General features: G+C 49.3%; 1 rRNA gene. It reads left to right on the top strand.

The features are described 5' to 3' along the window. Positions 1-343: ribosomal RNA gene (locus tag DC53_RS21540) — 23S ribosomal RNA — on the top strand; the annotation flags it as partial.

The raw sequence follows: 343 nt of genomic DNA, 5'->3' as shown, positions 1-343 counted from the left end.
TACTATATTCGGGTATCGAGAAAAGCCTCTACGATTTAGTATATTAGTAACCGTACCGCAAACGAACACTCGTGGGTAGGTGGAGAACACTAAGGCGAACGAGACAACCATGGTTAAGGAACTCGGCAAAACAGCGGTCGTAACTTCGGGATAAGACCTGCCTCGCTTCTAATTTAGAAACGAGGCCGCAGCGAAAGAGCTCAGGCGACTGTTTACCAAAAACACAGCTCTCTGCAAACTCGTAAGAGGATGTATAGGGGGTGATGCCTGCCCAGTGCCAGAAGGTTACGTGGATGAGTGCAAGCTCTGAAACTAAGCCCTGGTGAACGGCGGCCGTAACTAT

The sequence above is a fragment of the Pseudoalteromonas fuliginea genome, assembly GCF_000690055.1.
Lineage (GTDB): Bacteria > Pseudomonadota > Gammaproteobacteria > Enterobacterales > Alteromonadaceae > Pseudoalteromonas > Pseudoalteromonas fuliginea.
The sequence above is the reverse complement of the archived record's forward strand: the minus strand, read 5'-3'. Positions and strand labels throughout refer to the sequence as shown.